Raw genomic sequence first — 25,458 nt, 5'->3', positions numbered from 1 at the left:
ACGCTCGCTCCCATGGGGACTTGCTTTACCGACAGGTTTCAAGGCAGGCTTGGGTGTGCATTATTCCCATCACCGTGTCAGGTATTTTTTATGTCGCTACGCGTCTGCATTCTGGAAACCGATGTCCTGCGCCCGGAGTTGGTGGATCAATATCAGGGCTACGGGCATATGTTCCAGCGTCTGTTCTCCCAGCAGCCGATTGCGGCCGAGTTCACCGTGTACAACGTGATGGACGGCGACTACCCCGCTGACGACCAGGTGTTCGACGCTTATCTGGTCACCGGCAGCAAGGCCGACTCATTCGGCACCGACCCGTGGATCCAGACCCTCAAGACCTACCTGCTAAACCGCTACGAGCGTGGCGATAAGTTGCTGGGCATCTGCTTCGGTCACCAACTGCTTGCGCTGCTGCTGGGCGGTAAGAGCGAGCGTGCCAGCCAGGGCTGGGGCGTGGGCATCCACAACTATCAAATGGCCGCCAAGGCGCCGTGGATCAGCCCGGTGGTAGAGGAACTGACGCTGCTGATCAGCCACCAGGACCAAGTCACCGCGCTGCCGGAAAACGCCACCGTTATCGCCTCCAGCGATTTCTGCCCGTTCGCCGCCTACCACATCAATGACCAAGTGCTGTGCTTCCAAGGCCATCCGGAATTCATCCACGATTACTCCCGCGCCCTGCTGGATATTCGCCAGCAGAACCTCGGTGAGCAGATCTACACCCGCGGCGTGGCCAGCCTGGAACATGACCACCACGGCGTCACCGTGGCGGAATGGATGATGCGCTTTGTGGCACACAAGCCGGACGCGGCGGCTTAAAGCCAGCCCGACCGCTTGAAGCTGGCCCACAGGCCGGTGCAACCCACCGCGATAAACCCGAGCACCGCAAAGTAGCCGTAGTGCCATTGCAGCTCGGGCATGTTCTGGAAGTTCATCCCATAAATCCCTGCCACCGCTGTGGGGAAGGCGAGTATCGCCGCCCAGGCGGCGAACTTGCGCTGCACCACGCTCTGGCGCGAGGCCTCCAACAGCACACCGATCTCGATGGTCTGGCTGGCAATGTCGCGCAAGGTGGTGAGGTCTTCCATCTGCCGCGTTACGTGGATCTGCACGTCACGAAAATACGGGCGCATGTTCTTGTCGATAAACGGGAAGCTCAGCTTCTGCAACTCCTGGCTGATCTCCACCATCGGCGCCACATAGCGCTTGAGCCGCAGCACGTCACGGCGCAGGCCGTGGAGATTCTGGATATCGCGCTCGTTCAGCGAGCTGCACAGCACGTTGCGCTCCAGCTCATCGATCTCGGCGTGGATGGCTTCGCTGACCGGCTGGTAGTTTTCGGTGACGAAATCCAGCAGCGCATACAGTACGAAATCTTCCCCATGCTCCAGCAGCAATGGCCGTGCCTCACAACGCTGGCGCACAAAACCGTAGGACGCCGAGTGGCCGTTGCGCGCCGTGATGATGTAGCCGTTGCCGGCAAAAATATGGGTCTCGATAAACTCCAGCTTGCCGTTCTCGCGCACTGGGGAATAGGTGACGATAAACAGCGCATCGCCGAAGGTTTCAAGCTTGGGACGGCTGTGTTTTTCCAGGGCGTCTTCGATGGCCAGCTCATGCAGGTTGAACTGGCGTTGCAGGTTGGCCAGCTCCTGGGCGCTGGGTTCTTCCAGGCCTATCCACACAAAGTGATCGGGTTTGGCGGCCCAGGCCGCGCCTTCATCCAGGGTGATATCCCTGACTTTCTTACCGGCGCTGTAGACAGCGGCCGCAACAACTCTACCCATGGTGCTGATCACTTCTTATTGGGAGGACAGGTGTTGGGCAGCTTAGCCTGAATGACGTTCCCTTGCGGATGGGCTTTTGTAGTGAGCGAGCTTGCTCGCGCTGGGGTGCAACGCGCGCCCAATCAGACCGCCCCCAACTCCCGATCCATCTGAGCAATACACGCCTCCATCTGCGCCTGACACGCCTGCATCAACCCCGGAACGTCATCCGCCGTCATACCAGCCGTGGGAATTGGCGGCAACGAGCGTATGAGCACATCCCCACTGTTCCAACGATTGAGCCGCATCTGCGTAACGTAATTGCTCACGCACACCTGCACGATCGGCACCCCGGCGGCAATCGCCATGTGAAACGCGCCTTTCTTGAACGGCAGCAAGCCTTTGCCCAGGTTGCGCGTGCCTTCCGGGAACACCCAGATCGACGTGTCCTCATGTTGCAAGGTGTGGGTGGTGGTGAGCATCGCCCGGCGCGCCTTGTGCGCATTGCCACGGTCGATCAACACATTGCCCGCCAGCCAGAACAACTGACCGAACAGCGGTACCCATTTCAAGCTCTTCTTGGCGATACACACCGTGCGATGGGGCACCACATTGCCAAACACAAACAGGTCATAGTTGGACTGATGGTTGGCGACAACCACGCAGGTGCCAGGCTTATTGCGCAGCGAGTCCACGTCGGTCTTCACGTTCAACCCCAGGATCCGCATGGCCGGCACGGCATAGAGGCGCGCGCACAGGCGGCTGTTGTCCGGGTTGAACGGCCGGCAGATGCCAACCAGCACGCCAAGCACGCCAGCGATCATAAAATGCAGGCCCATCAACAACATACGTAACAGGAAAAGCATCGACACGGCCTATCGAGACAAAAGGTGGCGCAGTGTACGGATGTGCACTGTATTCGGCAATTAGCCCGGTAGAGGTAGGAGATAGGCGATGTTTAAGTACATGTTTCAACATCTACTGACACCGCCCGGCTAGAGCGGCTAAAGACATTTCTGGTTTGCTTGTAAGAAAAAGCCCGACACTAGGTCGGGCTTTAGCGTTGTAGCTGTAAGGGCTTAGCTCAGAATGTGGCCCTGGTCCTGGATGATCGCGTCATCCAACGCCTCCAGCAGCGCCTTACGCACTTTCAGTTTGGTGTGCTTGTGGGCGTTCATATTGATCTTCTTCAATTGACGCGCCGCTTCCAGCGCCGCCGCATGCAACTCCTCCGGTGCCACCACTTTATCGAGGAAACCGGCCACTACGGCGCCCTGCGGGTCGAACATCTCGGCGTTGATCACCGAGCGCTGGAACGCCGCCTTGCTCAGGCGATCCTGCGCCAGCTCAATCCCGGCGTGGTGCATGGTCATGCCGATGGCCACTTCATTCAGGCCGATGCTGAACGGGCCTTCCACACCAATCCGATAATCCGCCGACAGCAACAAAAAGGCACCCTTGGCAACCGCATGCCCAGGGCACGCCACAATCACCGGGAACGGATGCGACAACAAGCGACGCGCCAGCGTCGAGCCGGAAGTCACCAGGCCGATCGCCTCTTTGGGCCCTGCAGTCATCACCTTCAAATCATAACCACCGGACAAAATCCCCGGCGTGCCGGTGATCACCACCACCGCGCGATCTTTCTCCGCCTGGTCCAACGCTTCATTAAACGCACTGACCACCGCCGGAGAAATGGCATTCACCTTGCCGTTGCTCAAGGTCAGGGTCGCGATACCGTCTTCGAGGTGGTAAGCAATCAACTCACTCATGACGCGGTTCCTTGTAGGACTTGTTATAGAAGGGCATGCACAGACGTTACCCACCACGCCCGCCCCGGTAAAGCGCCATGACTGACTACCCAGTCAGACATTTCCCGCACGCAGGCTGCTACACAGCCCACGGCAGGGCCTAACAACCGCCCCAGACACATGCAGCATATGCCTGAGAATGGCAGAAACACCGCCCCTTGCCGGGCGCGTAACGGCATAACCCGCTAACCGCATGAAAATTCTGAAAAAAACCTTTGCCATCGGAAAGGCTTTCGACTACATTAGCGCGCCTCGACAGACTGAACTGGTTTGACGAGATACGGTGAAGTGTCCGAGTGGCTTAAGGAGCACGCCTGGAAAGTGTGTATACAAGAAATTGTATCGAGAGTTCGAATCTCTCCTTCACCGCCAAATTGATAAAACGCAAACCCCTGATTTTCCTAGAGAAAGTCGGGGGTTTGTGGTTTTTGGCATGCTAAAAATGGCCCCATGGGACCACCATGGGACTGGCGCTCTATTTTGGTGCGGAAAGGAGGCTGATCACTCGTTGCGCTGAAGAGGGTATTTCATCTGTCTGGCCACGACTTTGCCCACAGTAGTTTTTCTTCTGGCAGTGCTGGCTTTGCAGTCCAATGGAAAGCAAAGCCAGTGTCTTTCAAGATCGAACTAAACTGCGTTCGAACGCTTTGATGCTCATGTTTCTACTTCGGCATCAACACTGTATCGATCACGTGAATCACCCCGTTGGACTGCATGACATCGGCGATAGTAATAGCTGCTTTACCGCCTTTAGCGTCCTCCACCCACAACTTGCCATCGTGCAGCCAGACCGTCAGCGACTCGCCTTGAACAGTTTTCAGCGTGACTTTGCCGCCATGCATTTTGGCATCGTCCATGAGTTGCTTAGCGGTATGAGTGCCAGCGACCACGTGATAGGTGAGGACCTTGGTCAGATCGGCTTTGTGTTCCGGCTTGACCAGTGTGTCGACTGTGCCAGCAGGCAATTTGGCGAAGGCCTCATTGGTGGGGGCGAAGACCGTGAATGGCCCTTTGCTGTTAAGCGTATCTACTAGGCCGGCAGCCTTGACCGCTGCGACGAGCGTCGTATGGTCTTTAGAGTTGACGGCGTTTTCTACGATGGTTTTGCTTGGATACATGGCTGCGCCGCCAACCATTACGGTATCGGCGGCGTAGCTGACTCCAGTGCCAACGCAAAAGAGAGTGAAGCAGGCCATAGCAATGCGTTTGATGAGCGTATGCATGATGCGTCTCCTAGATTCTTCGACCCCATCCAATGAGGGGTGATTGATTTACGTAGAAGACGGCGAACTGGATGCACGCAGTGAAAAAATAAATATAGAGAGGTGAGACTTTCTAATAACGCCGTTTATGTTCAAAAGGCCCCTGCACCATAACTAGGTGTGGGGGCCTTTTTTTGTGTGCGTGGAAACCACAACCCCTGAGTCTGGTGTGCCATGAACCTCAGCATTGGTTTTACATACTGCACTCCGATTACTCGAAAAAACGAGATCTCAAACGCGACAATCCTGTCCCATCCGATGCTGCGAACCTGCGCCACTTCGACCGGCGGGGCACACAGGTTCCGCTTGCCTAGCCTTGAACTGCCTTTACAACGCGTTCAGCATTCCACTGGTTCTGTGCGACGACTGCCTGCCGTGCCTTGGCGAGCACGAAGCCTGAATTTCTATCGCCTATCAAAAAATCACCGACTTTTTGAAATCACTCCACTCATGTACTCATTCAAATCGCGAAAATCCTTAACCCTCCAATCAAACGGCGCCAGCTTCACACCATTCTCCCGCAAGGTTCTTGGAATCAAGTCTCCATTGGGACGAAGTATTATCGACGACACAATAACGCCCGGATAATCATTGAGCCGTTTCTTGAAAGCTGCTGCCGTCAGGTTGGGTGTGGGAGGATTGCTTTTGTTAGCCAACGGCCCTGTAGCCTTCAAATCTGCTCCATGGCACATAGCGCATCTCTGCAAGTAGATGTTCTTCCCGTTAACATTGTCCGCAACGGACAGTGATGTTTGAGCCAGCGATAAAAAACCCAGCGAAGCGATAAATACTATTTTCATTCTTATAAGGTCTTGTTGAATAAGTCAGATCTACGTCGAGGGCAACCCCCCTAGATGCCGGATCTTCAATGCCGATGCCGATGATGCACATCCGGAAAATGCGCATGGCTATGCCGCACCGGGCTGTGCACATGCACATGACTATGCGGCTGCGCCGGGTCCCATTCAAACCCATGCTCATGCTGGTGATGCTCATCGTGCACATGCCGATGCCCGTGTTCCGTCGCTTCGTGCTGATGTTCATGGGCATGGCGTTCCGTTAGGTGCAGCCACAACCCCACGGCCATCAGCGCCGAGGCAAGCCAGAACGCTGCCGTTACCGACTCGCCCAGCACCAGCAGTGCAATCGCAGCTCCCAGGAATGGGGCGGTCGAGAAGTAAGCCCCCGTGCGTGCGCTGCCTAGCCCGCGCAGTGCCAGCACGAACATGACCAGGCTGATGCCGTATCCCAGAAAGCCCACCAGCAAGATCGGCGCGAGTTGCGCCGGCGCAGGAATCTGTGCGCCGAGGTGCAGCGCCAGGCCGCAGTTCACCAAGCCCGCGATCAGGCCTTTGGCGCCAGCGATAAACACTGCGTCAGAGGCGGACACTTTGCGCGTCAGGTTGTTATCAATGCCCCAGCACAGGCAGGCCAATGCAACCGCGAAGGGGCCTGTCCAATCGTGGCTGGCTCCGCTGCCGTCAGACCAGGACAGCGCCAAACCGCCCAGCACGATGACGATCATCCCGAGGACGATGCGGCGGTCGGCGTTTTCCTTGAATACCAGCCAGGCGATCAGTGCGGTAAGCACCGATTCTAGGTTGAGCATCAGGGAGGCGGTTGCGCCTGCGGTGCGCGTCAGCCCGAACATCAGCGCCACTGGCCCGAGGATGCCACCGAACGCGATGGCCCCGAGCAGCCAGGGCCATTCCGATGGGCTGAGACCGGTGGGTTTCCATCCGCGATCACGCACCAGGCGAACGCCGGCGAGGCCGACGCCGCTGCCGAGGTAGAGCAGGCCGGCGAGCAGCACGGGCGACAGGCCCAGCCCGAGGCTTTTGGCCAGCGGTGTGCTGGCGCCGAAAAGCGCAGCGGCGGCGAGGGCGTAGACGATGCTGAGGTTCATGGGCGGTCCTCGGAAGTTGCTCCGATCATACGACTTATGCGGTGTTATTCATGCCTGTACATACACCCAAGCCGTCAGCCCGGACGACAGGCTTACTGCCACTCGTTTGTAGTCCGACACCTCATACGCGTCTGCTGCTGCCAACTCCGCGTCGGTGATTTGGAACACCGACCCCTCAACCTTGGCGCCTGGTTCGGTAGTCGGTGCAACGATGGGGTGATGGGTCTTGCCGCTGCTCGCCAAAACCTGCGGGTCGGTGATCTCTACCCAGCTTTTCGAATAGCCCAGCATGGCGTCGTGTTGGCCGACCAGTTCCCTGCCGAAGTTGGCGAGTTGCACGGCCTTGTCCTGCAACGTGCCGTAGGAAAACAACAGCACGGGGTATTCGGTGGAGCGTTCCATTGGGGTTCCTTATGCCAGCAGGTCTTCGTAGAAAGCGCCGTAGGGCTTGGTCGGGTGGGCGATCTGGATTTCGAGAATCCACAGGCCGGCGTTCGGGTAGTGCTCGAAGTCGCCGAGATCGCCGCCACGGTGGATAGCGTGGGGGAAGTCGCTGACGCGATGGCCCTTGATGTCCAGGTTCAGTTGCCAGCCCATGGCCTGGGCCTGTTCTTCGGCGTAGCGGTAAAGCTCGAGGCCCACGACCTGGTCGTTTTTCCAACGGGCTTGCACGCGGTCGAAGAGCTCTTTGGCGGCGTTGGCGCAGGCGATCATTTCTGGGTCGTTGCCGGTGCTGAACGTGGCGCCGGCGTCGCCTTCGTGGCCCTGCCACACGGCACCCATGTCGATGAAGAAAATATCGTTTTCGCCCAACACCGGGTCACCTTCGGAGCGTTGCTTGAAGGTCTTGAGGGTGTTGGCGCCGAAACGCACCAGCAGCGGGTGCCAGATGCGTTGCATGTCGAGGTCGGCGAGGACCTGCTTGCCCAGCTCGCGGGCTTCGGATTCGAGCATGCCAGGGCGGATACGCTGGGAGAGGTTTTCGATGGCTTTCCAGGTCATGGCCTGGGCGTAGCGCATGGATTCAATACTGTAGGCGGCGCCTACGGCTTCTTTGGGTTGTGCACTCACCAGCGTGTCCTCGGCCTAAATAATGTGGTTCGTTATGCGTTTTACTATATAGCGCGCTGATGGCGCAGCAAAACGCAAATTGCGCGTCAGATATGCAGCCACGCCAGGCTACCCAACACTACGGCCACACCTGCCGCTGTATACGACATGCGCTTTAACCATTCCCGCCGGGTCAGCAAAGTAATCGCCGCCAACGAAATCGCGATCTGAATCGCCGTCATCGCCTGGGCCCAACGATGATGCTGGTGCAGCGCCTGCTCCGATTTTTCATCCCATTCCCTGGAGGTGGCCTCAAGCTTTTCTGCCTGCTTGCGCACGTCTTCCTTCTGGCTCTTGTAGCGCTCGATTTCGTCCTTGTAATGCGCCGCGTCGACACCGGGAATATGGGTGGCCAGTTCCGCAAGGTTCTGTCGGCTGGATTTGGCCTGGTAGTAGTTCCACTGGTTGGCCGCTTCGGTCTTGATGATGGCGGCGTTGTTCTTGTCCATCGCCGCTTCGCTTTCGGTGGAGCCGGCCTGGTAGCTGAGCATGGCGCCGAGGGTGGCCATCAGCGCGGTCATCACGGCAATCCGGCTGGCGAAATTGTCGCCGCGGCCGTGGGCATGTTCGGTGGTGTGTTCGACGTGTTTTTCGTGGGGGCTGGGGACTTCGAAGGCTTCGGACATGGCGGCGACTGCGAACGGAATGAGGGAGTCTGATTCTTCACCAGCGAAGCTGTCTCAAGCCTGTACGTAATGTTGCAAACCTTCCACCAGAGCATCAAACATCACGCGGCAGCGTGGGCTGTTGCGCAGGTCTTCGTGCATGGTGACCCAGGTGTCCAGCTTGAGCGCGAAGGCCTCGGGCAAAATCCGATGCAGACGGGGGTCGCGCTTGGCCAGTTGCACCTGGCAGCCGCCGATGCCCGCGCCGGCACGGATCAGGGCCAATTGCGCCAGGTCACTGTCGCTGCTGAGGGCGAAGGTGCTGCGTTCGAAGCCCTTGATGGCGAGGCTGCGGATAAAGGCGTTTTCCTGGTCGAAGCCAATCACTGAGTGCGCCGCCAGGTCCTGCATGTGCTGGGGAATACCGTACTGTTGCAAGTAATCGTCGCGGGCATGCAGGCCCACCTCGATCAGGCCCACACGCCGCGCCAGCAATTGCTCCTGGCGCGGGCGGACCATGCGCACGGCGATGTCGGCTTCCAGTTGCAGCAGGTCGCTGAGGCGGTTGGTCAGGATCAATTCGACCTTGAGATGCGGATGTTGCTGGCGCAATTGCGTGAGGATCGGCGGCAGTATCTCCACACCCACCACTTCGCTGGCGGACACACGCACCACGCCGCGCACTTCGTCACCCTGGGCCGATGCCGCACGCTCAAGGGCGGCGGCTGTACGTGCCATGGTTTCGGCGTGGTCACGCAGCGTATGGGCGACTGCTGTCGGCAGCAACCCGGTAGGTGAGCGGGTAAACAACACCACGCCCAGCGCCGTTTCCAGCGCGGCAATGTGGCGGCCGACTGTGGGCTGTGTAATGCCAAGCTGCCGCGCGGCCCCCGACAACGATCTCTCCTTGAGTACGCCGAGGAACGACCGGTAAAGCTCCCAACCAATATTCGATGCCATGCATAAATGTATAGCGCCTGGATGGTCTTCGACAATTCCTCTATAGCGCGGCCACCAACACAATGAGTTCATCAACAGGTAGGGGAGACGGTGATGAGCAAGGTTTTGGTCTTGGGTGCAACGGGTGGTATCGGCGGTGAAGTGGCGCGACAACTGAAGGCGGCAGGTTGGGAGGTGTGTGCATTGACCCGGGATGTCGACAAGGCGCGCAGCCAGCAGCCTGGGTTTGCCTGGCTCAAGGGGGATGCGCTCAAGCGTGATGAGGTGATCGCAGCCGCCCGAGGTTGTGCGGTAATCGTGCACGCGGTGAACCCACCGGGCTACCGCAATTGGGCCGAGCAGGTGCTGCCGATGATCGACAACAGCATCGCGGCGGCCATTGTTGAGGGCGCAACAGTCGTGCTGCCCGGCACGGTCTACAACTTTGGACCAGATGCGTTTCCGGTGTTGCGTGAAGACTCGCCGCAACATCCGCAAACACGCAAAGGCGCTATCCGGGTGCAGCTGGAGCAGCGGTTACTCCACGCTTCCCGCCAGGGTGCGCGGGGGCTGATCGTACGTGCCGGGGATTTTTTTGGAGCTCAGGCTGCCAACAGTTGGTTTTCCCAAGGGTTGGTCAAGCCAGGTAAACCTGTTTCGACCGTGAGTTATCCGGGCGCACGCGGCGTGGCGCATCAGTGGGCCTACCTGCCGGATGTGGCCCGCACCATGGTTGCGTTGCTGGAGCGCCGCGCAAGCCTCGACGCTTTTGCCTGTTTTCATATGGCCGGGCATATCGACAGGGATGGCATGCAGATGGTCCAGGCCATCCAGCGTGTGGTACTGCGTAGGACAGGCCAACAACCCAGCGTCGGCAGCTTCCCTTGGTGGTTGCTGAAACTGGCCGTGCCCTTTGTGGTGACCTTTCGCGAATTGCAGGAAATGCGTTACCTGTGGCAAACCCCGCTGTGCATGGATAACCAGCGGCTGGTCGAGGTGCTTGGCAGTGAACCTCACACGCCCCTGGAACACGCGGTGGAGGCCACGTTGATTGGCCTCGGCTGCGTGCCTACGAGCGCCTGATCAAACGCACATACACCGCGATATTGATCAGCAACACCAACGCACCCAAGGCCAATTAAATGTTCGGGGTCAGCCCGGCCGGATAGATCAGCGCCAGGATGTAGTGCTCGATAAACCCACCGCCGTAGCCGTCCTGCCCGGCGAGATGGCGGAACAGGTTTTCCCATTGGGTCAGCGGGCAGGGCAGGTGAAACACTTCCACGGCCACGCCCCACGCAGCGGCGGGCAGGTGCAACCACATGACGGGCCGCCATTTGAGCGCCAGTAGCCCGCCGAACAACACGAACAGGATGAAGCACAGGTGGAACAGCACCAGGCCGTCGGCGGCTAAGCGGTAAAGCATGTTTGGGTTCGCTATCAGGGAGGGAAATCCCCGCGAGATTAGCTTGCCCTTTGACGCCGTTGCTATAGGCAAGCCCTATTTGGCAAACACCACCGGCACCGTAAACCGCGTCTTGCTGCCCTCCGGCGGACGAGGCACTGGGGAGGCGCGGTTGATCATGTCCAGCGTGGCGCTGTCCAGTTCGGCAAAACCTGCAGACCGCACGATGCTGGCACTGAGTACTGTGCCGTTGCTGTCGATTTCAAAGCGCAAATACGCCACGCCCCGGTCGCCACGGTCGCGGGCGTTTTGTGGGTAGCGTTTGAAGCGTTCCAGGTGGGCCAGCAGTTGGGCCTCCCATTGCACCTTTTGCGTGGGGTCGGCGCTGCCGCGTGAGGACTGGTTCGCGGCGGTGGTGTCAGAGACCTGTGTGTCGAGCTTGGGCGGTGCGGTGGTGGCGGAGGGGGCGGACGGTTCGGTTGGCGTTTGTGGCGCGCTCGCAAATTCGGCGGCGTGGTCGGGCGCGGAAGAGTAGGTGCCTTGCGCCGAATCCTTGAGTGGTGAGGTGGCTTGCTTGGCCGGGCTCGGTCGGGCTGCCGGCACGACCTTTTTCGGCAGCGCCTTCGCGAGTTTTACCGACGGTGCGTTCAGCTGTTTCTGCACCACCTTGTCGGGCGCTACTTGCAGGTCCTCTTCCACGGCCTGGGCCACGGGAGCGGCGGCCAGTTCGATCATCATCGCAGCGGGCGCAGCTTCGGCCACGGCCACCACGGGCGTGTGCAGCCACCATGCGATGAGGGCGGCGTAGACGCTCAGGGTGATCAGCGTCGCAATGCTCCACAAAGCCTTGCGCGGTGGGTTGAGGTAATCGGGAGCAGTCTTGGACATCATGGGCTTATCAATAGAGATCAACGTAAAACGGGATGCCCATGCAGGGCATCCCGTGGTTTACCCGCGGCGTTATCAGAATTTGACGGTCAACCCGGTGCGCAACGTTCGCCCTGGCGCGGGCATGAAGCTTTGGGCCAGCGGGTCCAGGTAATAGACGTTGGTGAGGTTCTGTACCGAGAAGTCCAGTTGGGTGCCTTTGACAATTTCGAAGCTGGCAAACAGGTCGAAGATCGCCGACTTGCGGTAGTACATCTGGTTGGTGGTGATGCCGTCGTTCCAGGATTTGTCGAGTTTGGCGGTGGGCGCGCTGTTGTAGACCATGCGCCCGCCGAGCACGAGACGGTTGTCAAACCAGCGGCTGCCCAGGGTGGTGTTGACCGAGTATTTAGGCGGGTTTTGGGTATTGGTGTAGGAACCCGGAAAGCCACCGTCGACACAGTTGGGGGTGGCGGGGTTGTCGTCTTCGCGCAGTTTTTTCGCGATGTCCGGCGCGCAGGTCTTGGCATTCAAGTAGTAGGTGGCGGAGATGTCGGTGAACACCCGCCCCATGTCATAGCTGGTTTGCAACTCGATGCCCTTGACCGTGAAGCTGTCGACGTTCTGCAGGTTGCCGGCAAAAATGTCGGTGTAGTCGCGGGTGATGTAGTTTTCGATCTTGTTGTTGAAATACGCCAGCTTGGCAGCCGCCGTGTCGCCGTCGGTCAGCACGCTGTTGTGCAGGGTGCTGACACCGAACTCCCAGTTCTTGCTGCGTTCGGGCTTGATGCCGTCGGTCGGCACGGCGGCCGTGAACAACCCGAGGGTGGATTCGAACAGGCTCGGCATGCGCACGCCTTGGTTGTAATTGACGTAGACGAAGCTGTTGTCGGTGACGTTCAACTTCACACCAAACGATGGCGCAAAGGCGTGATCCTTGCGCTCGATGGGGGGCGCAAAGGTGTAGCTGGTGGGGTTGTCGTCTGCATCGAACGTGGCCGCAGTGGCTTTGCGGTTGTGGTCCTTGCTGTTGAATGCGCTGTAGCGGCCGCCCGCCGTCAGGGTCAGGCGGTTGATTGGCGCCCACTCAAGCGACGTCACCAGGCTGCTTTCTTCGCGTTCGCCACTGCGGATAAAACGGTTCTTTTGCAAGTCCGACAGCAGCACCGGCGAGTTGTCATCGGGGCCCAGGTCTTCGGTCTGATAGGAGCCGCCGTAGGTCAAGGCGAACTTGCCGGCGCGGGTGTCGAAGCGCGAGGTGTTGCTCAGGTCCACGCCCCAACGCTTGTCCTTGGTGCGGTTGCGCAACGCGTCCTTGTAGGTATCGCCGAGCGGGTCGGCATCGTCGTCATGACCATAGAGCGGCGTCACGGTGACCAGGCCGTTGAAGGCTTCGCTCTGGGCTTTGGTGGCCCAGACGTTGGCGCTCAGATCAATCAGCGGATTGTCTTCAGGCTTGTAGGTGTAGCGTGCGGTGTAGGCGTTAATGCGCATTTTTCCTGGGTCCCACTGCGGCACGCTGCCGCTGGTGTTACGGATGACCTGCGACGGCATCACTTCGCCATATTTGCCGTCGGTGTAGCGGTAGGTCAGCTCCAGTTTCTGGTCCGTCGCGGGTTTGATGATCGCCTTGAGCAGCACCGATTCAGTGTCGGTCGCGGTGTTGAACACCTCGGTGTCAGGCTTGAAGAATTTGGCCGCGGTGTTGGCCTCTTGGGTGACGTAGATGTACTTCCGGGTTTTCGGGTCGTATCGACGCACCTGTTGAAACACCTGGTAGTTCTTGAAGCCTTTTTTACCCGCGTAATAGTTGCCGCTTTGGCGCTGGGAGTAGGCCGCGACAAAGTCCACCGTCTCGCTGGTGCTGGCGAACGCCACGCTGCCGGAATGCGCCGGGGAGCCGAGCAGGCCGTTGCTGCCGTGATGCGGTGTGGCTTTGTAGGTGTCGGGTGCATCGACACTGTTGCTGGACAAGTCACCCTTGAGGCGCACGCCGTAGGTTTCGCCCTCCTTGAGGATGTCCTTGGGTTGCAGGGTTTTCATCTTGACCATGCCACCGATGGCGCCCGCCGCATCGGCGCCGAGGCTGGGGCCCTTGTCCACGCGGATTTCGCTGATCAGGTCGGGGTCGATGTAGCTGCGTTGCTGCATACCGCTGTAGCCCCGGTAGGCATCGATGGCTTGTTGGCTGCCGTCGATGGTCACCGGCACGCGGCTCTGGCCCTGAATACCACGGATGTTCACGTCCAGCGCGCCGCCATTGCGAGCGTCGCCGGTTTGCACGCCGGGCACGCCTTTGAGAATGTCGGCCGGGGAAGATCCACGGAAACGGTTGATGGTTTCGCCAGAGATAAACACGCTGGAGCCGGCCTTGGTGTAGACCTCTGCGGCAGTGCCGGTCAAACGGCTGGTTTCGCCGCCCTTGATGGTCACCGGGCCAAGTAATTCGGCGTCGTCGAGATCGTCCAGGCCTGTGTTGGGGGCATCGCGGCGGCTGAGGATCAGGCTGCGTTGGCTGTCGATCTTCCAGTTCACTGGCGCATTACCCAACAGGCGTTGCAGCGCTTGTTCTTGGGTAAAGTTGCCGCGCACGGCCTGGGATTGCAGGCCGTCCACCAGTCCGGCTTGCAGGCCCAATTGCAGGTTGGCCTGGCGGGCGAAGGTGCTCAGCGCAGTCGTCAACGGTTGGGCGGGGATGTCGAAGAAACGGGTCGCCTGATCACTCGGCGTGCCTGCGCTATCGGCCGCCAATGCCAGGGAGGGCTGGAAAATTGCGCTGTGGATGGCAGCGCACAAGATGGCCAGTGCCAGCGGTGCGGGTGATCGGTGACCCATGTTTCATCGCCTTAGTGTTTTGTATTGCGATTCATTCGCAATACGGGGAGCTACAAAGACGAGCACCTGCCGAATTTTTTTCAGGGAAATGTAATTATTTTTCAGTGGCCGACGTTGTGTTGCCGATGACGATCAGCAGCGGCGAGTACGCGCTGACCTCACCGCCAATCGGCGCGACCAATGCCTGGAGGGCGCGTCGGGTGTCGCGCATGTCGTAAAGCCCGGTGACACGCTTGTTGGCCAGGGCCGGATCCTTGATCACGATCCAGCCGCGCTGGTAGCGATCGAGTTGCTCGACCACCTGGGCGACGCTGGCGTTTTCAAAAAACTGTGTGCCGTTGATCCAGCCCGCGACTTCCGTGGGCGCCACTGACGATTGAGTGCCCACGCCGCTTTGGCGATCGATCCACAGCCGTTGTCCCGCCGTCAGCCGGTACTGTTTGTTCACGCCCACGGTGCCGTCACGCACTTCTACCGCCAGGCCATTTTCCGCCCGAGCCACGTCGAAGGCGGTGCCGAGGACGCGGATCACCGCGTCGTTGCTGCGCACTTCAAACGGCTTTTGCGCGTCGTGTACCACATCAAAAAACACCTCGCCGCGTACCAGCGTGACCTCGCGTTGCGCGCCGTCGATGCTCACGTTGATTGCGCTGCGTGGCGCCAGCGTCAAGCGGCTGCCGTCGCTCAGGGTGACTTCGCGGGTTTCGGCGGTGGCGGTGCTGTAGTCGGCACGCCAACCGGGGTTGAACACCAACGCTGCGCACACCGCCAGCGCGCTGATGCAAGCGGCGGCCAGCAACGGCAGGCGCCGGCGGGCAGGGCGTGGCCACTGCTGTTGAGTGGTGGGCGGCAGTTGTTCCAGCGCGTGCAAAACGCGACTGACCTGGGCCCACGCCTCAAAATGATCATCGCTGGCGTGTAACCAGCGATCGAACTCGTCGAAGCGTTCTGGTGAAGCCTGCAGGTCCAGCAGCCACTGGCCGGCGTCTTCCAGGCTTTTGGCCGAGACGTTCCTGGGCGGGTGGGCGTCATGCATACGGGCGTTCCTTACTGTGCGCGCCATGGGTGGCGACACTTGAGGCCAGGTGAACGATGGCGTCCTTGACCAGGCGGTGGGCGGTGGAAAGCGAGATATTGAGATGATCGGCGGTTTGCTGCAACGTGAAACCGCCCAGTCGATTCATCTCGACGGCGATGCGCATTTGTTCCGGCAACCCTGCCAGGGCGGCGGCGATTCGGCTCGCGTCGTCGCCATGCACCACCCGCTGCTCGGGCGATAACTCCTGGCCCGGATGCATCCATTGCGCGGGCATTTTCTGCTGGCGTTTTTCGGTGGCTTGTCGGCGCACGGCGTCCAACGCCAGGTTGCGTACGATCCGGTACAGGTAGGCCACGGGTTGCTCCACGGGGTCTTGCGCGTTGGCGCAAAAGCGCAGGAACGCGTCTTGCACCACGTCTTCGGCGCGTGCGTGTTCACCCACCACAACCTTGGCGTAGTTGATCAGTGCGGGACGGTGGTCAAGGTAGAGTTGCAGCCTGGCGGCGTTGTCAGTCACAGCGAAACTCGAAAAGAGATCAGACCCTCAAGCGCGGCGACGTTAGTTTAATTGAGAGTAATTATCAATACCGAGCTTCGAAGGTTGCTTGAAGGCAACCTGCGCCGTTATTGTGCTGAATCCTTTTAGTCCTTCCCCCAAGGATCTGTTTTGATGAACGCACCGCGTACCGCCGGCCCGATCAAGGCCGTGATTTTCGATATGGACGGTTTGTTGCTGGATACGGAAGGCATCTACACCGAAGTCACACAGATCATCGCTGAACGCTACGGCCGTACCTATGACTGGGGGATCAAGCAGCACATCATCGGTCGCGGCGCCCAGGACCTGGCCGACTACGTGGTCAAGGCGCTGGACCTGCCGATCACGCCAGCCGAGTTTCTAACCATTCGCGAACCGCTGATGAGCGAACGCTTCCCCAAGGCCCTGGGCATGCCTGGCGCCGAAGCGTTGGTGCGGCACTTGAAGGCGCACCACATTCCGATTGCCGTGGGTACCAGTTCGTCGCGCAATTCGTTTGGCCACAAGACCACGTTGCACCGTGAGTGGTTTGGCCTGTTCGACACCATCGTTACCGCTGACGACCCGGAAGTCGGCGCCGCCAAGCCCGCGCCGGACATCTTCCTTACCGCAGCACGCCGCCTGGGCGTTGCGCCCGAGGATTGCCTGGTGTTCGAGGATTCGCCCTTTGGGGTAACGGCTGCGAAGGCTGCCCACATGACCGCCATCGCCGTGCCGGACGAAGCCATGGCGGACAGCAAGTACCACCACGCCGACCAGATCATCCGCAAACTCGCGGAGTTTGATCTGGCGGCCTATGGCTTGCCGCCGTTGGATTGACTGAGCGCAGTCAAAAAATGTGGGAGCGAGCTTGCTCGCGAATGCGGTGGATCAGTCGACCTATTCATTGACTGACACTCCGTCTTCGCGAGCAAGCCCGCTCCCACATTGGGTTTTGCAGTGTTCCTGAAGCCTTAGGCGCTGAAGCCACCATCAATGGTCAAACTTGCCCCAGTGATGTACCCGGCTTCGGGGCCCGCGAGATACGCCACAAAGCTGGCAATCTCCTCCACATGCCCATACCGTCCTACCGCCATCAACCCAATCAAGCTCTCTGCAAAATCACTGTTCGCCGGGTTCATATCGGTGTCCACCGGCCCAGGCTGCACGTTGTTGATGGTGATGCCACGCGGCCCCAGATCCCGCGCCAGGCCCTTGGTCAAACCCACCAGCGCCGCCTTGCTCATCGCATACGGGCCACCGCCGCCAAAGGGCATGCGCTCGGCGTTAGTGCTGCCGATATTGATCACCCGGCCGCCTTCACCCATATGCTTGGCCGCTTCCTGAGTCGCGATAAACACGCTGCGCACGTTGATTGCCAGGGTCTGGTCGAAGTCTTCCAGTTTGAAGTCTTCCAGCGGGGCGATGGCCAGTACGCCAGCGTTGTTCACCAGGATGTCCAGGCGCCCGAAAGCTTCGACGGTGGCGTTGACGGCGTTGCGGATTGCATCGGCGCTGGCGCTGTCGGCGTGGATCGCCAGGGCCTTGCCGCCTTCGCTGATCACGCTGTTCTGCAATTCTTCGGCCTTGGCGGCGGAGCTAACGTAGGTAAAGGCAACCGCTGCACCTTGTGCCGCGAGGCGCTTGACGATGGCGGCGCCGATGCCGCGGGAACCGCCTTGAATCAAGGCGACTTTGCCGCTGAGGTTGTGTGTGGTCATGTCGATCTCCTAGCTGTTCAAGGCGGGATGCCTTGTTGTTGGAGCCGAGTATCGACCTCACCCGTGTCGCCCGGTAGACCGTGATTACTATAGTCTGTGTAAACCAAAAGTTTAGAGTGGGGCGGTATGGAGAGCTTTGGCAGTATCGAATGCTTTGTGCGCAGTGCCGAAGGCGGCAGCTTCGCTGAGGCCGCGCGGCACCTGAGCCTCACCCCGGCAGCGGTCGGCAAGAGCGTCGCCAAGCTGGAAGCCCGGCTTGGCGTGCGTTTGTTCCAGCGCAGTACCCGGCGTCTCACCCTGACAGAAGCCGGCAAGTTGTTCCTGGAAGAAGTCAGCGCCAGCCTCACCACTATTCAGAACGCCGTGGCCAACCTGGCCAGCGCCGAAGGGCGGCCAGTGGGCACGCTTAAGGTCAGCATGGGCACGGTGTTTGGCAATCGTTATGTGGTGCCGCTGTTGGGCGAGTTCATGGGGCGTTTCCCGGACATCAGCCCGGACTGGCATTTCGATAACCGCCAGGTCGACTTGATCGGCCAAGGCTTTGACGCCGCCATCGGGGGTGGTTTTGAACTGCCCCAAGGCGTGGTGGCGCGCAAGTTGACGCCAGCCCATCGGGTATTGGTCGCCTCACCGGATTACCTGGCGCAACGCCCGCCAGTGGTGGTGCCGGAGGATTTGTCGCGGTGCTACGGCATCCTTATCCGTTCACCGCAGACCGGGCGCATACGTTCCTGGCAATTGACCAATCGCGAGCGTGAACAGCGCCCCTTGGTGCTCAAGCCGAGCATGACCATGAGCGACTCCGAGGCCGCCTGCTGCGCCAGCGCCCAGGGCTTGGGCATAGCGCTGGTGAGCATGCCGATGGCCGTACCGTTTCTGGACAGTGGTGCAGTGGTGCGGGTGCTGCCGGACTGGTATGTCGATGATGGCAATATTTCCATTTACTACGCCGAACACAAACTGCTGCCAGGCAAGACCCGGGCGTTTGTGGATTTCATCATTGAGCAATTTGCCGAGCAGCAATTGGGGCAGCGCTTTAGCGCGATTTGATCACCGCCCGAACTGCCCCGGCCAACCCATGACCTTTTTCGGCCTCGGCGTCGCATACGTACGAATCTTCGACGTCGACAACCCCAACCGCACCAGCGATTCGGCAATCGTCACCGCCGCCGTCACGCCGTCCACCACCGGCACGCCGGTGCGCTGGCGAATCTGTTCATCCAACCCGGCCATGCCGCCGCAGCCCAGGCAGATCACCTCGGCCTTGTCTTCGCTGATGGCCAGTTCCGCCTGACGCACGATGGCTTCCATGGCGGCCAGCGGGTTTTCTTCCAGCTCCAGAACCGCCATGCCGCTGGCCCGTACCGAGGCACAGCGCTGGTACAAGCCTGCCAGTTTCAGGCGGTCTTCGATCAGCGGTACGGTGCGGTCCAGGGTGGTCACCACCGAATAGGCGTGGCCCAGGAACATCGCGGTGCTGGCGGCGGCTTCGGTGATGTCCACCACCGGTACGTTGAGCAATTCCTGCAAGCCTTCGCGGCCATGCTCGCCGTAGCCGGCCTGGATCACCGCGTCGAACGGCTGGTCGTAGGCCATCACCCGGTCCATCACCGCGATGGCCGCCAGGTAGCTTTCAAAGTTGCCCTCCACCGACTCCGCGCCAAAGTACGGCGTGAGCCCGACTATTTCGGTACCCGGCGACGCCACGGCCCGCGCTTGCTGGGCGATGGTGTCGGTGATGGATTCGGTGGTGTTGACGTTGACCACGAGAATTCGCATGGAATGTCCTTGATTAATGACTGACGTTATCGACGGCAATGCTTTCGCCACTGACATCGGCGTAGAACGGCTGGCGCTTGGCGATCAGCAGGTACAGCAGCCCTGCAATACCGGCGCCAAACATCCAGGAAAACGGTGAGACGCTGGCGAAACCGGGCAGCAAGGCCAGCAGAATGGCGATCACTGCTGCAGGAATAAACGCCGCCACGGCGCGCAGATTGACGCCACGGCTGTAGTAATAAACGCCGTTCGGGTCTTCGCTATACAGCTGCAGCACGTCCACCTGGCTTTTACGGATCAACCAGTAATCGACCATGATCACCCCGTACAACGGCCCCAGCAGGGCACCCAGCCCGGAGAGGAAATACACGATCACCAGCGGGCTGTTGTAGAGGTTCCACGGCAGGATCAGCACGGCCACGGTGGCGCTGATCAGCCCGGCACGTCGGAAGTTCAGGTACTTGGGCGCCAGGTTGCTCAGCACAAACGCCGGGGCGACGAAGTTGGCCATGATGTTCACCGCCACGGTGACGATCAGGAACGCCAGGCAGCCCAGCACCAGGAAGAATGTATTGGGGATGGCTGCGATGATTTCGGTGGGGCTTTCGATCACCCGGCCATTGAGCTGGAACTGCCCGCCGCATAGCAGCACGGTAATCGCGGCGAACACCAGGATATTCACCGGCAGGCCCCAGAAGTTGCCGACCTGGATGGTCTTGCGGCACGGCGAGGAGCGGGCGAAGTCGCAGAAATTGAGAATCAACGTGCCGTAGATCGCCAGCCACAGTGCGCCGCCGGCAAAGATGTTGCGCCACATCTCGCCGCCGCTCAGCGGTTCGCGGATCGACCAGGCGATGTTGCCGCCGGTTTGGAAGTACATCCAACCGGCCAGGGAAGCCACCGTCAGCAAGATCACCGGCCCAGCGAAGCCTTCGTAGCGGCGCACCATCTCCATGCCGTACGCCAGGATCACCAGTTGCACCACCCAGATCGCCACGAAGCACGCCCAGCCCAGGGACGACAGGCCGAGAATCGAGTTGTGGTCGTATTCGGCAAAACCTGGATGAATCGCGGTCAGCAGCACGCGGAAAACTACTGAAGCCAGGTAGGTCTGGATACCAAACCAGGCGATCGCGATGACCGCGCGGATCAACGCCGGAATCTGCGCGCCATGAATGCCGAAACTGATGCGGCTGATCACCGGGAACGGCACGCCGGTCTTCTGGCCCATATAACCCGACAGGTTCATGAAGAAGTACACCAGTGCCGCGCCAATACCCAGGGACAACAGGATCTGCCAGCCACCCAGGCCCAAGGCATAGAGACCAATGGCAAAGGAGTAGTTGGCGATGTTGTGCACGTCATTGGTCCACAACGCGAAGATGCTGTAGCGCCCCCAACGTCGACCTTCGACCTTGGTGGGTGCAAGGTCCTTGTTGTGCAGGCGCGGGCTCAGCACCAACGGGCCGGGCCCAATGGCCTCGGGGTTCAGGGAGGAGGGCAGATCCAGTGCGATGTTATTCGAGAGACTTGTACGCATTCCGGCAGGCTCCAGCGCATCTGCGAGCAAGTCGCGGATGGAAAAGTGTATGTAGGTTTTGTATTTATTGTATACAAAGCACAATTCACCTTAAGCCACATGCGTGCCAGTTTTCGATCTATGAAAACCGAGGGTAATTTCGTTTTTATAGGTTATTTGAATAACTAACTGAATTAGAAGAAATATAAATTGACCATTTGAACAGCTATTTATTTTTAAACGGGGAGAGGGCGATTCGAGAGAGGGAATTAATGATGGGGATAGGTGTTACGTAATGGTGCGACCGACGATAAATTGCACACATAAATGGCACCGATAGTTACATGTGTGTGTACATCTCTAGCACTCAACACAAAACAAAATGTGGGAGCGGGCTTGCTCGCGAGTGCGGTGTTTCAGTTGATGCATTCATCACTGTGACACCGCATTCGCGAGCAAGCCCGCTCCCACATTGATTTGTTTCACCTGAAGGCCTTCAAGCCTTGCTGATGATATTCCCTGCATGCAGCCCGCATTCCTTCTGCGTGGCTTCTTCCCACCACCAGCGGCCTTCACGCTCGTGCTGGTTCGGCAACACCGGACGGGTGCAAGGCTCGCAACCAATACTGATAAAACCACGCTCATGCAGGCTGTTATACGGCAGCTCCAGCATGCGGATGTAACCCCAGACTTCCTCGCTGGTCATCTGTGCCAGCGGGTTGAACTTGTACAGGGTGCGCTCCGGTGTGGAGAACGCAGAATCGATCTCCAGCGCCGCCACTTGGCTGCGGGTACCGGGGCTTTGGTCGCGGCGCTGGCCGGTGGCCCAGGCACTCACGCCAGAAAGCTTGCGGCGCAGCGGCTCGATCTTGCGCACACCGCAGCATTCGCCATGGCCGTCCTTATAGAAGCTGAACAGGCCCTTTTCCTTGACGAAAGGTTCCAGCTTGGCCTGGTCCGGCGAAATCAACTCGATGTCGATCTTGTAGAACTCGCGCACCTGCTCGATAAACCGGTAGGTCTCCGGGTGCAGGCGGCCGGTGTCGAGGCTGAATACCTTGACGTTCTTGTTCAGCTTCCAGGCCATGTCCACCAGCACCACGTCCTCGGCACCGCTGAAAGAAATCCACAGGTCATCACCGAACTGGCTGAACGCCAGCTTGAGAATGTCCTGGGCGGATTTATTGGCATAAGTCGCGGCGAGTTCAGCGACGTCGAAGGCTTGGTTCATCAGGACGGTTCCTACAAGGTCAGTGGCGCTATGCGCTCTATAGGGGGGCGATGGTATCAAAATCCGCCCTGCGTTGCGGCGGCGAGCATGAATCGCTAGAGTTCGGCAGTCCTTTTGCTCGCTCAACTAACAACATCTAATGGGAGTGTCTTGTGGAAATTGCCTGTCTTGACCTGGAAGGGGTGCTGGTTCCGGAAATCTGGATCGCGTTCGCCGAAAAAACCGGTATTGAATCCTTGCGGGCCACCACCCGGGACATTCCCGACTACGACGTGTTGATGAAGCAGCGCCTGCGTATTCTCGACGAACACGGGCTCAAGCTCGCCGACATCCAGGAAGTGATCGCCACTCTCAAGCCGCTGGACGGTGCCATCGAGTTCGTCAACTGGTTGCGCGAGCGCTTCCAGGTGGTGATCCTGTCCGACACCTTCTACGAGTTCTCCCAGCCGCTGATGCGTCAACTGGGCTTCCCGACCTTGCTCTGCCATCGACTGATCACCGACGAAACCGACCGCGTGGTGAGTTACCAACTGCGCCAGAAAGATCCCAAGCGCCAGTCGGTACTGGCCTTCAAGAGCCTGTACTACCGCGTCATCGCCGCCGGCGACTCCTACAACGACACCGCCATGCTGGGCGAAGCCGACCGTGGGATTCTGTTCCATGCGCCAGAGAATGTGATCCGTGAGTTCCCGCAGTTCCCGGCGGTGCATACGTTTGAGGATTTGAAGCAGGAATTTATCAAGGCGTCGAATCGGCCGTTGAGCCTGTAAGGTCTTCAGCGTGGCTGATGGCCTCTTCGCGAGCAAGCCCGCTCCCACATTTGATCGCATTCCAAAGGATGTACTCGGTCAAATGTGGGAGCGGGCTTGCTCGCGAAGAGGCCGGCTCAACCGCTGCATATCTTTCTACTAACCCCCCACCAACAAGCGCTCATAAGGAATGCGCAAGCCCTCATGCAGGCGCTTGATCATCGCCAGGCTCAGCTTGCGCTTGTGGTTCAAAACCTCGGAAACCCGCCCGCTGGTGCCGATAAAGGGCTCCAGGTCGCGGGCCGTCATGCCAAGTTGTTCCATTCGAAACTTGATGGCCTCTACCGGATCCGAAGCTGGCATTGGACAGTGTTCGGACTCGTACTTTTCGATAAGTATGGCGAGGATTTCCAGCTCGTCGCCCTCCGGCGAGCCAATGTCTGCTCCCCATAGCTGCTCCACGCGCGCAAGTGCCGCGGTCAGGTCTTCCTGGGAATGTATAGGCTTGATGTTCATCACACGGTCTCCGCGTTGATCTGATCGTATTGCGCGTGAGTCCCTACGAAACGTATGAACCCGAGCTGGCGCAGGTAATCGATCGCCATGATCACTCGATATTTGTTGCCGCCCACGTTGAATACAACCCTGCCGCCTTTAAGAATACTCGCGGTCCCAAGCTCTGCTTTGAGCGCTTGTGGTGTCGCGTATTCAGCCTTTTCCATATGGCGGTACAGCTCGACAAGCGGCGTTTTGGCATCGGAAAAAGCCGGCTGGCTTTCCCAGAATATCCGCAGGGTAGAGAGCGCAATTATCCGCATCGCTGCAATCTCCCAATTTGGGAGATGGTAGGTGTGATGGGTTGGAGATGCAATCTTGGAAATGATTTCTGACGAGTATGCAGACGCTTCATGTGATCCTTCACAAACGGCTGGTGGACGGGCGGAGCTGGACGCTATCGCCCAGCTTATATTTCGTCCACAGCCGTTCTGATTCAGATCTTTTCCTATCGTGCGGCTTTCCGTTCGAAAGCCAAAAGCGGCCTGAGTGCTACAGGTTTTCCAAGGTTTGTAACAACACCCGCACCTTCGTCAGCGACTCCTGATACTCCGCTTCCCACTCCGAGTCCGCGACGATCCCGCCGCCGCCCCAGCAGCACACCTGCCCATCCTTGACCAGCAGACTGCGGATGGCGATGGAGCTGTCCATCTCGCCGCGCACGTCCAGGTACACCAACGAGCCGCAGTAAAGCCCGCGTCGAGTGGGCTCCAGTTCATCGATGATCTGCATCGCGCGAATCTTCGGTGCGCCGGTGATGGAGCCGCCGGGGAAGCTGCCGGCGATGAGGTCGAGGGCGTCCTTGCCGTCGGCCAATTCGCCGATGACGCTACTTACCAAGTGGTGCACGTTGGGGTAGCTTTCCAGGCTGAACAGTTCCGGCACACTGACTGAACCGATGCGGCAGGTGCGACCAAGGTCGTTGCGCAGCAGGTCGACGATCATCAGGTTTTCGGCGCGGTCCTTGGGGCTGGCCAGCAGTTCGGCGGCGTTGGCAGCGTCTTCTTCCGGTGTTGAACCACGCGGGCGCGTGCCTTTGATTGGGCGTGTTTCGACCCGGCGTTCGCTGATATGCACGAAGCGCTCAGGCGACAGGCTCAGCACAGCGCCTTCATCCGGCAGGCTCTGGAACCCGGAAAACGGTGTCGGGCAGGCCTCGCGCAAGGCGCAGTAAGCCACCCATGGGTCGCCGATGCACGGCGCGCGAAAGCGCTGGGCGAAGTTGACCTGGTAGCAGTCGCCGGCCTGGATATAGTCCTGGATGCGCACGATGGCCTGGCGATAAGCCTCGGCCGTGAGGTCAGGGGCCATCGCGCCGCCTAGTTTGAACGTTGCAGCGGCGTCGATGACAGGCTGGCCGAACAACGCAATCAAGCGTAGACGCTCGCTGTCGGCCAGCGCCGGATGAAATACAAGCTGGCTGGTTTGCGCCTGGTGATCGCTGATCAGCGCCCAGGCATACAGTCCAAAGCGCGCATCCGGCAGGTGCAGGTCGTCTGCAGCCAAGTGCGGCATCTGCTCCAGGTGCCGCCCGAAGTCATAACTCAGGTACCCGATCAAGCCGCCAGCAAAGGGCAGTTCATAGCCGGCAGGCAGGTCCGCTTCGCCCAGTTTCTTGAGATTTTCCCGCAGGCGATGCAGGAAATCGCTGCCGCTTTCGTCAGGTGAAACCGTCAACGTCGCCTCGGGCCAAGCGCTAAGCAGGTCATAGCGCCCGCGCTCGGCAGCCGGGCGGCCGCTGTCCAGCAGCACCGCGCCAGGCGCATGGCGAATCGCCGCAAAATACTCGGCGGGGTTGGCCCGGTAGGGCAGCGGGTGTACAGAGCAGGTCGACATGCGGGGTGG

Annotated in this window: 26 protein-coding genes, 1 tRNA gene and 1 pseudogene; 6 read left to right on the top strand and 22 right to left on the bottom strand. The window is 59.6% G+C overall.

Going from position 1 to position 25,458, the window contains the following annotated elements; all coding sequences use genetic code 11:
- The first annotated feature begins 90 nt into the window (after positions 1 to 90).
- Positions 91 to 816, top strand: coding sequence for an amidotransferase (locus HF257_RS03030; RefSeq protein WP_185703319.1), 726 nt, complete (start codon positions 91 to 93; stop codon positions 814 to 816).
- Here the strand turns inward: HF257_RS03030 and HF257_RS03025 are convergent.
- From HF257_RS03025 to HF257_RS03015, 3 genes are all read right to left on the bottom strand, one after another.
- Positions 813 to 1,784: a magnesium and cobalt transport protein CorA gene (locus tag HF257_RS03025; protein ID WP_185703321.1), complete on the bottom strand. Its 972-nt coding sequence runs from the start codon at positions 1,782 to 1,784 to the stop codon at positions 813 to 815. The two genes, HF257_RS03030 and HF257_RS03025, sit on opposite strands and share 4 nt — an antisense overlap.
- A 122-nt stretch (positions 1,785 to 1,906) precedes the next feature.
- Positions 1,907 to 2,629, bottom strand: coding sequence for a 1-acylglycerol-3-phosphate O-acyltransferase (locus tag HF257_RS03020; RefSeq protein WP_185703323.1), 723 nt, complete (start codon positions 2,627 to 2,629; stop codon positions 1,907 to 1,909).
- 213 nt (positions 2,630 to 2,842) lie between these two features.
- Positions 2,843 to 3,535, bottom strand: coding sequence for a crotonase/enoyl-CoA hydratase family protein (locus HF257_RS03015; protein WP_185703325.1), 693 nt, complete (start codon positions 3,533 to 3,535; stop codon positions 2,843 to 2,845).
- A gap of 321 nt (positions 3,536 to 3,856) precedes the next feature.
- Between HF257_RS03015 and HF257_RS03010 the strand changes: the two genes are divergently transcribed.
- Positions 3,857 to 3,946, top strand: a tRNA-Ser gene (locus tag HF257_RS03010).
- 290 nt (positions 3,947 to 4,236) lie between these two features.
- Here the strand turns inward: HF257_RS03010 and HF257_RS03005 are convergent.
- The 7 genes from HF257_RS03005 to HF257_RS02975 form a co-directional block, all read right to left on the bottom strand.
- Positions 4,237 to 4,797, bottom strand: coding sequence for a fasciclin domain-containing protein (locus HF257_RS03005; RefSeq protein ID WP_185703327.1), 561 nt, complete (start codon positions 4,795 to 4,797; stop codon positions 4,237 to 4,239).
- Between the two features lie 461 nt (positions 4,798 to 5,258).
- Positions 5,259 to 5,636: a c-type cytochrome gene (locus tag HF257_RS03000; RefSeq protein ID WP_185703329.1), complete on the bottom strand. Its 378-nt coding sequence runs from the start codon at positions 5,634 to 5,636 to the stop codon at positions 5,259 to 5,261.
- Between the two features lie 65 nt (positions 5,637 to 5,701).
- Complete coding sequence (locus tag HF257_RS02995; protein WP_185703331.1) at positions 5,702 to 6,742, bottom strand: EamA family transporter; 1,041 nt, start codon at positions 6,740 to 6,742, stop codon at positions 5,702 to 5,704.
- A gap of 48 nt (positions 6,743 to 6,790) precedes the next feature.
- Entirely contained in the window at positions 6,791 to 7,144 is a 354-nt protein-coding gene (locus HF257_RS02990; protein ID WP_185703333.1) for a gamma-glutamylcyclotransferase family protein, read from the bottom strand.
- A 9-nt stretch (positions 7,145 to 7,153) separates the two neighbouring features.
- A complete protein-coding gene (locus tag HF257_RS02985; RefSeq protein ID WP_185703335.1) occupies positions 7,154 to 7,813 on the bottom strand; it encodes a M24 family metallopeptidase in 660 nt (219 codons plus the stop codon).
- An 86-nt stretch (positions 7,814 to 7,899) separates the two neighbouring features.
- Positions 7,900 to 8,478 (bottom strand): DUF4337 domain-containing protein, encoded by a 579-nt coding sequence (locus tag HF257_RS02980; protein WP_185703337.1) that lies wholly within the window; start codon positions 8,476 to 8,478, stop codon positions 7,900 to 7,902.
- Positions 8,479 to 8,532: 54 nt separating this feature from the next.
- The gene (locus tag HF257_RS02975) at positions 8,533 to 9,417 is read right to left on the bottom strand and encodes a LysR family transcriptional regulator (protein WP_185703339.1); all 885 of its coding nucleotides are present in this window, start codon (positions 9,415 to 9,417) and stop codon (positions 8,533 to 8,535) included.
- A 93-nt stretch (positions 9,418 to 9,510) separates the two neighbouring features.
- On the opposite strand from HF257_RS02975, the gene HF257_RS02970 reads away from it, so the two are divergent.
- Complete coding sequence (locus HF257_RS02970; RefSeq protein WP_185703341.1) at positions 9,511 to 10,479, top strand: NAD-dependent epimerase/dehydratase family protein; 969 nt, start codon at positions 9,511 to 9,513, stop codon at positions 10,477 to 10,479.
- On the opposite strand, the pseudogene HF257_RS02965 reads toward HF257_RS02970, so the two are convergent.
- The 5 genes and pseudogenes from HF257_RS02965 to HF257_RS02945 all read right to left on the bottom strand — a co-directional run bounded on the left by HF257_RS02965 (position 10,466) and on the right by HF257_RS02945 (position 16,059).
- Positions 10,466 to 10,822, bottom strand: a pseudogene (locus HF257_RS02965) (DUF2784 domain-containing protein). The gene HF257_RS02970 and the pseudogene HF257_RS02965 overlap by 14 nt on opposite strands.
- 75 nt (positions 10,823 to 10,897) lie before the next feature.
- Complete coding sequence (locus tag HF257_RS02960) at positions 10,898 to 11,692, bottom strand: energy transducer TonB family protein (protein WP_233100256.1); 795 nt, start codon at positions 11,690 to 11,692, stop codon at positions 10,898 to 10,900.
- A gap of 72 nt (positions 11,693 to 11,764) precedes the next feature.
- Positions 11,765 to 14,503 (bottom strand): TonB-dependent receptor, encoded by a 2,739-nt coding sequence (locus HF257_RS02955; protein ID WP_185703345.1) that lies wholly within the window; start codon positions 14,501 to 14,503, stop codon positions 11,765 to 11,767.
- 94 nt (positions 14,504 to 14,597) lie between these two features.
- Complete coding sequence (locus tag HF257_RS02950) at positions 14,598 to 15,539, bottom strand: FecR family protein (RefSeq protein WP_185703347.1); 942 nt, start codon at positions 15,537 to 15,539, stop codon at positions 14,598 to 14,600.
- Positions 15,532 to 16,059 (bottom strand): sigma-70 family RNA polymerase sigma factor, encoded by a 528-nt coding sequence (locus HF257_RS02945; RefSeq protein ID WP_185703349.1) that lies wholly within the window; start codon positions 16,057 to 16,059, stop codon positions 15,532 to 15,534. The genes HF257_RS02950 and HF257_RS02945 overlap by 8 nt, the downstream gene beginning before the upstream one ends.
- Positions 16,060 to 16,212: 153 nt before the next feature.
- On the opposite strand from HF257_RS02945, the gene HF257_RS02940 reads away from it, so the two are divergent.
- Positions 16,213 to 16,899, top strand: a complete 687-nt coding sequence (locus HF257_RS02940) for an HAD-IA family hydrolase (RefSeq protein ID WP_185703351.1) — start codon at positions 16,213 to 16,215, stop codon at positions 16,897 to 16,899.
- Positions 16,900 to 17,033: 134 nt separating this feature from the next.
- On the opposite strand, the gene HF257_RS02935 is transcribed toward HF257_RS02940, so the two are convergent.
- The gene (locus HF257_RS02935) at positions 17,034 to 17,780 is read right to left on the bottom strand and encodes a 3-oxoacyl-ACP reductase family protein (protein WP_185703353.1); all 747 of its coding nucleotides are present in this window, start codon (positions 17,778 to 17,780) and stop codon (positions 17,034 to 17,036) included.
- A 126-nt stretch (positions 17,781 to 17,906) separates the two neighbouring features.
- Here HF257_RS02935 and HF257_RS02930 point away from each other — a divergent pair, with 126 nt between their 5' ends.
- Positions 17,907 to 18,830, top strand: coding sequence for a LysR family transcriptional regulator (locus tag HF257_RS02930; RefSeq protein ID WP_185703355.1), 924 nt, complete (start codon positions 17,907 to 17,909; stop codon positions 18,828 to 18,830).
- On the opposite strand, the gene HF257_RS02925 is transcribed toward HF257_RS02930, so the two are convergent.
- From HF257_RS02925 to HF257_RS02915, 3 genes are all read right to left on the bottom strand, one after another.
- On the bottom strand, positions 18,831 to 19,559 hold the full coding sequence (locus HF257_RS02925; protein WP_185703357.1) for an aspartate/glutamate racemase family protein: 729 nt from the start codon (positions 19,557 to 19,559) through the stop codon (positions 18,831 to 18,833). It abuts the gene before it with no gap.
- A 13-nt stretch (positions 19,560 to 19,572) separates the two neighbouring features.
- Positions 19,573 to 21,099: an NCS1 family nucleobase:cation symporter-1 gene (locus HF257_RS02920; RefSeq protein ID WP_185703359.1), complete on the bottom strand. Its 1,527-nt coding sequence runs from the start codon at positions 21,097 to 21,099 to the stop codon at positions 19,573 to 19,575.
- A gap of 475 nt (positions 21,100 to 21,574) precedes the next feature.
- A complete protein-coding gene (locus HF257_RS02915) occupies positions 21,575 to 22,309 on the bottom strand; it encodes a phosphoadenylyl-sulfate reductase (protein ID WP_185703361.1) in 735 nt (244 codons plus the stop codon).
- A 152-nt stretch (positions 22,310 to 22,461) separates the two neighbouring features.
- Here HF257_RS02915 and thrH point away from each other — a divergent pair, with 152 nt between their 5' ends.
- Positions 22,462 to 23,079: a bifunctional phosphoserine phosphatase/homoserine phosphotransferase ThrH gene (gene thrH, locus HF257_RS02910; protein ID WP_185703364.1), complete on the top strand. Its 618-nt coding sequence runs from the start codon at positions 22,462 to 22,464 to the stop codon at positions 23,077 to 23,079.
- A gap of 138 nt (positions 23,080 to 23,217) precedes the next feature.
- Here thrH and HF257_RS02905 read toward each other — a convergent pair whose 3' ends face one another.
- From HF257_RS02905 to pabB, 3 genes are all read right to left on the bottom strand, one after another.
- Positions 23,218 to 23,574 (bottom strand): helix-turn-helix domain-containing protein, encoded by a 357-nt coding sequence (locus HF257_RS02905; RefSeq protein ID WP_185703366.1) that lies wholly within the window; start codon positions 23,572 to 23,574, stop codon positions 23,218 to 23,220.
- A complete protein-coding gene (locus tag HF257_RS02900; RefSeq protein ID WP_185703368.1) occupies positions 23,574 to 23,876 on the bottom strand; it encodes a type II toxin-antitoxin system HigB family toxin in 303 nt (100 codons plus the stop codon). Before HF257_RS02900 ends, HF257_RS02905 begins: the two co-directional genes overlap by 1 nt.
- 229 nt (positions 23,877 to 24,105) lie before the next feature.
- Positions 24,106 to 25,449, bottom strand: a complete 1,344-nt coding sequence (pabB, locus tag HF257_RS02895) for an aminodeoxychorismate synthase component I (RefSeq protein ID WP_185703370.1) — start codon at positions 25,447 to 25,449, stop codon at positions 24,106 to 24,108.
- Positions 25,450 to 25,458 lie beyond the last annotated feature (9 nt).

The organism is Pseudomonas cremoris (genome assembly GCF_014230465.1).
This window is presented reverse-complemented; position numbering and strand designations above follow the sequence as displayed.